The 5342-nt window shown below is 72.5% G+C and carries 5 protein-coding genes; 4 read left to right on the top strand and 1 reads right to left on the bottom strand.

Going from position 1 to position 5342, the window contains the following annotated elements; genetic code table 11:
• A partial coding sequence (locus ABZU46_RS30865) for a CpsD/CapB family tyrosine-protein kinase (RefSeq protein ID WP_354863226.1) occupies positions 1-800 on the top strand: 800 nt, incomplete at its 5' end.
• Here ABZU46_RS30865 and ABZU46_RS30860 read toward each other — a convergent pair.
• Positions 781-1335, bottom strand: a complete 555-nt coding sequence (locus ABZU46_RS30860) for a low molecular weight phosphatase family protein (protein WP_354863225.1) — start codon at positions 1333-1335, stop codon at positions 781-783. The two genes, ABZU46_RS30865 and ABZU46_RS30860, sit on opposite strands and share 20 nt — an antisense overlap.
• A gap of 168 nt (positions 1336-1503) precedes the next feature.
• Between ABZU46_RS30860 and ABZU46_RS30855 the strand changes: the two genes are divergently transcribed.
• The 3 genes from ABZU46_RS30855 to ABZU46_RS30845 all read left to right on the top strand — a co-directional run bounded on the left by ABZU46_RS30855 (position 1504) and on the right by ABZU46_RS30845 (position 5278).
• A complete protein-coding gene (locus ABZU46_RS30855) occupies positions 1504-2751 on the top strand; it encodes a glycosyltransferase family 4 protein (RefSeq protein WP_354863224.1) in 1248 nt (415 codons plus the stop codon).
• Between the two features lie 189 nt (positions 2752-2940).
• Entirely contained in the window at positions 2941-4635 is a 1695-nt protein-coding gene (locus ABZU46_RS30850; protein WP_354863223.1) for a DUF4012 domain-containing protein, read from the top strand.
• A gap of 13 nt (positions 4636-4648) precedes the next feature.
• Complete coding sequence (locus ABZU46_RS30845; RefSeq protein WP_354863222.1) at positions 4649-5278, top strand: hypothetical protein; 630 nt, start codon at positions 4649-4651, stop codon at positions 5276-5278.
• Positions 5279-5342: the final 64 nt, after the last annotated feature.

Here is a 5342-nt window from a genome sequence, read left to right as displayed (position 1 = left end):
GGGTTTCGGTCACCCGCATCGCCCGCGCCTGGTCGGTGTCGGTGACGGCGGCGCGCGCGGAGGCGGTCCGCAAGCTGCGGACCAACCTGCGCTTCGTGGACGTGCACGAGCCGGCCCGGGTCATCGCCGTGACCAGCGCCCTGCAGGGCGAGGGTAAGACGACGCTCTCCTGCAACCTGGCCATCGCCCTGGCCGAGGCGGGCTGGCGGGTGCTGCTGGTCGACGCGGACCTGCGCCGCCCGAAGGTCGACGAGTACCTGGGCCTGGACGCGGGCGTCGGTCTCACCGACGTGCTGGTCGGCGACGTCCAGGTCGGTGACGTGGTGCAGCGCTGGGGCGACAAGTCCCTGCTGGTGCTGCCCAGCGGCTCCGCGCCGCCGAACCCGAGCGAACTGCTCGGCTCCAAGGCGATGGCGGACCTGCTGCTCGCGCTGCGCGAGTCCACGGACATCGTGATCATCGACACCGCGCCGCTGCTCGCGGTGACCGACGGTGTCGTGGTGGCCGTCCAGGCCGACGGCGCGCTGCTGGTGAGTCAGCAGGGCCGTACGTCGCGAACCCAGGTGGCCGCGGCGGCCCGCTCGCTGCACTCGGTCTCGGTGCGGTTGCTCGGCTGCGTGCTGAACATGGCCAAGGTGGCCAAGGCCGAGGCGTACCAGTACGAGGCTTACCGGGTGGCCACCTCGTCGGCCACGCCGTCGGTGCCGACCGACCGGGCCACCGCGGCCCGGCACAGCGAGGGCGCCGGCGTCAACGGCGTCAGCGACCGCACCCAGGAACTCACCCGGTTGCCCCGATGAGCGCGGCGAGGGGTCGTAGCGAGCGTTCGATCTCCTCAGCGCAGCGACGGAAGTCGGCGGCGGTCCCGCCGATCGGGTCCCGCAGGTCGTCCGCGTCCGGAGCGGCGGGTTGCAACCGTCCCCTGGCGTGGGCGGCGGCGGCGATGGCGGCCCGCAGCGGGTCGTCGCGCGACTCGGCGGGCGGCTCGGCCGCCGCCGCCAGTCGGCCGAACTGGCGCAGGGTGAACGTCCGGTGCAGCGCGCCGGGCGCCAGCGCGGTGCAGATCGAACGCTGCCGCCGTGTCGCGGTCAGCACGAGCGTCGCGTCGGCGAGGTGTTCGGGACGCAGCGTCCGGCTGGCGAAGGCCGCCGGGTCGCCGCCGCCCTCGGCCGCGACCTGGGCCGCGTACGGGTGCATCGCCATCCCGTCCATCGCGTCGGTGCCGGCGCTGGACACCAGCACGGGCCGGTCGGCCAGCAACCGGCGGGCCAGGTATTCGGCCATCGGCGAGCGGCACAGGTTGGCGTGGCAGACGAACAACACGCGGTCGGCCATCGGGAGCCCTCTCGTGGGTGCGGACACGGGTCGCCACACCCCGAGGGTGGTGCGTCGACGCCGCTGGCCGCGCGGGGAGGGGTTGTCGGCATCGTACGCGGGCCGACCACCCGCCGGACGTGCTGCCGCGCCGGCCGAGGCCGATCAGTGGTCCTCGGCGGTGCCCCGGTGAAGATCGGCATCCTGTCGTACCACTTTCCACCCGAGCCCGCCTTCATCCCCGGCAGCCTCGCGGAGGAGCTGGCCGCGCGCGGGCACGAGGTCCGCGTGCTCACCGGCTTCCCGGACTACCCCGGCGGCCACGTCTATCCAGGGTGGCGGCAGCGCTGGCACCACGAGACGCACAGTCAACGGCTGGCGGTCCGGCGGGTGCCGCGCTACTCCGGCGGGGCCACCTCCACGTACGGGCGGATGGTCAGCTACCTGTCGTTCGCGGGCAGCGCGTCGCTGGCGGCGCGTCGGTTCCTCGGCGACGTGGACGCGCTCTACGTCTTCCAGCTGCCGGCCACCACGTTCGCCACCGCCGCTCTGTTCCGGCTGCTTCCGAAGGTGCCGGCCGTGTTGCACGTACAGGATGTCTGGGCACGCGACGGCGCGGACGCGGACGGCGACGGCCGCTGGTCGGCACGGATGGGCGCCGCGATGACCCGCATCTACCGGACGGCCGCGCGGGTCGCGGTGGCCGCACCGTCGATGCGGGACCTGGTGGTCGCCGCCGGGGCCGACCCGGCCCGGGTCCAGCTGGTGCTGAACTGGACCGACGAGCGCATCTTCTACCCGGCGACACCCGGCGCGGCGGCTCGGCAGATGGTCCGCCGGGATCGCCGGTGCGTGGTCATGCACGCCGGGACCATCGGCGCCCGCCAGGGGCTGGAGACGGCGGTACGGGCCGCCGCGGCGTTGGACCGCACCATGGATCTGGTCCTGGTCGGGTCGGGCGCGGATGAGCAGCGGGTGCGGGGGCTCGCCGCCGAACTGAAGGCGGAGAACGTCCGCTTCCTTCAGCGGCGGTCGCCGGTCGACATGCCCGAGCTGTACGCCGCCGCCGACTACCAGCTGATCATGCTGCGCGACCTGCCGGAACTTCGGGGCATGGTGCCCGGCAAGCTGCAGGCCGCGCTCTCCTGCGCCGCGCCGGTGGTGGCGTCGGCCGGCGGGGACACCGCCGAGCTGGTCGAGCGCGCCCGAGCCGGGTTGTCGTGCCCTCCCGAGGACTGGGCCGCGCTGGCCGACCGGTTCTGGTTGGCCGCCACCATCCCGCCGCCGGCGCGCACCGAGATGGGCCGCCGGGGCCGACAGACGTACCTGCGGGAGATGTCGTTGCCGGCCGGGGTGGACCGCATCGAGCGGTTGCTGCACGAGGCCGCCGGCCGGGTCCCGCAGGGTGCAGGAGAGCCGCGAGGAAACCTCGCGTAAAGGACGAGAAGGCCCATAACCGTACGAGATCCCTTGCAACGTGCTAAGAACGTCAGGGAATCGAACGGACTGTCCGATTCCGGCAAACGGGAGTGTGGTGTGACGGAGAGCGAACGGCCGCGTCGACGGCGAAGCCGATCCCGGCGTCGCCGGCGCGCACGGCTGCGACGGGCCCTGCTCGGTGCCCTGGTGGTCGGATCACTGCTGCTCGCCAGTGGCGGATGGATCGGCTTGCGGGGCTGGCAGGCGCGCGCGCACCTGCTCAACGCCGCCGGCCTGGCCCGGGAGCTGAGCACGCAGGTGGTCGGCGGGGACACCGACCGTGCTCTGCGGACTCTCTCCGCTCTGCAGGAGCAGTCCCGCGCGGCCCGAGCCGCCACGTCCGACCCGAGCTGGAAGGTCGGTCGGCGTACCCCGATCGCCGGCGACGACCTCGACGCGGTCCGGCTGATCGCCATCGCCATCGACGACCTGGCCCGGCGGGCGTTCCCGACCCTGCTGCGGACGGACCTGACCAGCCTGGTGCCGGCCGAGGGTCGGTTGGACCTGGCCCGGCTCAGCTCGGTCTCCGCAGAGCTGACCCGGGCGAACGACGCGGTGCAGGCCACCCGCCGTGACCTGAGCGAGGTGCCCGTCGACCGGCTGGTCAACCAGGTGCGCCAGGCGCTGACCGATCTACGTGGCGAGATCGACCGGCTGGCCAGTCTCACCGCTGCGGCCGACCAGGGCGCACGGCTGCTGCCGCCGCTGCTCGGTGCGAATGGCTCGCGGCGTTACCTGCTCGTCTCGCAGAACCTGTCCGAGCTGCGTGCCACCGGCGGCATGTTCGGCGCGTACGCGATGATCGAGGCCGAGAACGGGCGGGTTCGGATGGGCCCGCAGGGCAGTAGCGCGTCCCTCGGCCGGTTCACTCCCGCGTTGAAGCTGCCCGCCGAGACCCGAGCGGTCTGGACCGACCTGCCGGGCATCTACCCCGCCGACGTGAACCTCACCCCGCACTTCCCGACCGCCGCCGCCCTGTACCGGGAGATGTTCCGGCGCAAGACCGGGACCACCGTCGATGGCGTTCTCGCCGTCGACCCGGTGGTGCTGTCCTACCTGCTGAAGGCGACCGGCCCGGTGCTGGTGCCCGGTGGAGTGCCGCTGGCCAGCGAGAAGGTCGTGCAGACCCTGCTCAACGAGACCTACCAGCGGCTGGGCACCACGGAGCAGGACACCTACTTCGCGTCGTCGGCCGCCGCGGTGTTTGACGCCTTCTTCAAGAAGAATGTCAACCCACGGGTGTTGTTGTCCGCATTCGACCGTGCTATCACGGAACGCCGGATATTGTTCTGGAGTGCTCATCCGGAAGAACAGCGGGCATTCGGCGACAGCCGGATGGCCGGGACGCTCCCGGAACAGGACACCGTGCCGACTGTCGGCGTGTTCCTCAACGATGGCAGCGGCGCGAAGCTCGGCTACTACCTGCGGCCGACGGCGAGCCTCACGGTCGGCGAATGCCGGCCCGACGGCCGCCGCGAGCTCCGGCTGCGGGTGACCCTGCGCTCGACGGCGCCGAAGTCAGGGCTCAGCAAATCGATCCTTGGCCTCGGTCTGGCTGGCGATCCGTACACCGTCCGCACGCTGGTGTCGATCTACAGCCCGGCTGGCGGCTCCGTGCTCGACGCCCGGCTCGACGGGGCTGAGACGGCATTGGGCAGCGGCACCGAACGCCGCCGCCAGGTGGCGACGGCCAACGTCGACATCGGCCCCGGCGTCGAGAGGGCGCTGGAGGTCACCGTCCTGACGGCCAAGACCGACGTCGGGCAGGCCGAGCTATGGCTGACCCCCACCGCCAGCCCGTGGACCACCCAAGTTCATTCCGCACCAAGCTGTGACCAGTAGGAGGGAACCAATCATGCGGCTATCCCGCATCATCATGGCGCTCACGGTCGGCCTGGCCGTGGTGGCCGTGCCGACGGCAGCGGGGGCGGCACAGCCGCAGCCGACGCCCAGCGCGACCACCGATCCGACTCAGCCGCCGCCGTACCCGCCGACCGCCGCGTCCCTGACCGTCAACCGGCCGACGATCTTCCTCGGCGAGACGGTCATCCTGACCGGCACCAACTTCGGCCCCAACGAGACCGTCGACATCACGGTGACCGTCACCCCGATTGCGGCCCCGGCCGCAGGCAAGGCGCCGGCCCGCCGCAGCGACGGCACCACCGTGGCCATGGCGCCGGTGGCGTACCAGGCGAGCGCGCCGCTGCAGTTCACGGCGTTCACCAACGCCCAGGGCGGCTTCACCAAGAGCTACAAGCCGTCGGTGACCGGTCTGCTGACCTTCACCGCCACGGGCCGCGAGTCCGGCCGGACCGCCAGCACGGAGCTGCGGGTGCTGCACAAGAAGCAGCCGCTGCCCGTCACCGGTGACAGCATCGGTACGCCCATGAAGCTCGGCGGCGGCCTCGTCGGCGCCGGCGCGATCATGCTGCTGCTGACCCTGGCCTGGCGTCGCCGCCAGCGCTTCAGCGGGGCCGCGCACTGATCGCCGTACCACCAACCGGGCAATGCCCGGAGCGCACTTCAGGCTGGCGCCCGTCGGATCTCCC

Origin of the sequence: Micromonospora sp. NPDC005197 (assembly GCF_040608295.1) — a bacterium.
Taxonomy (GTDB): domain Bacteria; phylum Actinomycetota; class Actinomycetes; order Mycobacteriales; family Micromonosporaceae; genus Micromonospora.
This window is presented reverse-complemented; position numbering and strand designations above follow the sequence as displayed.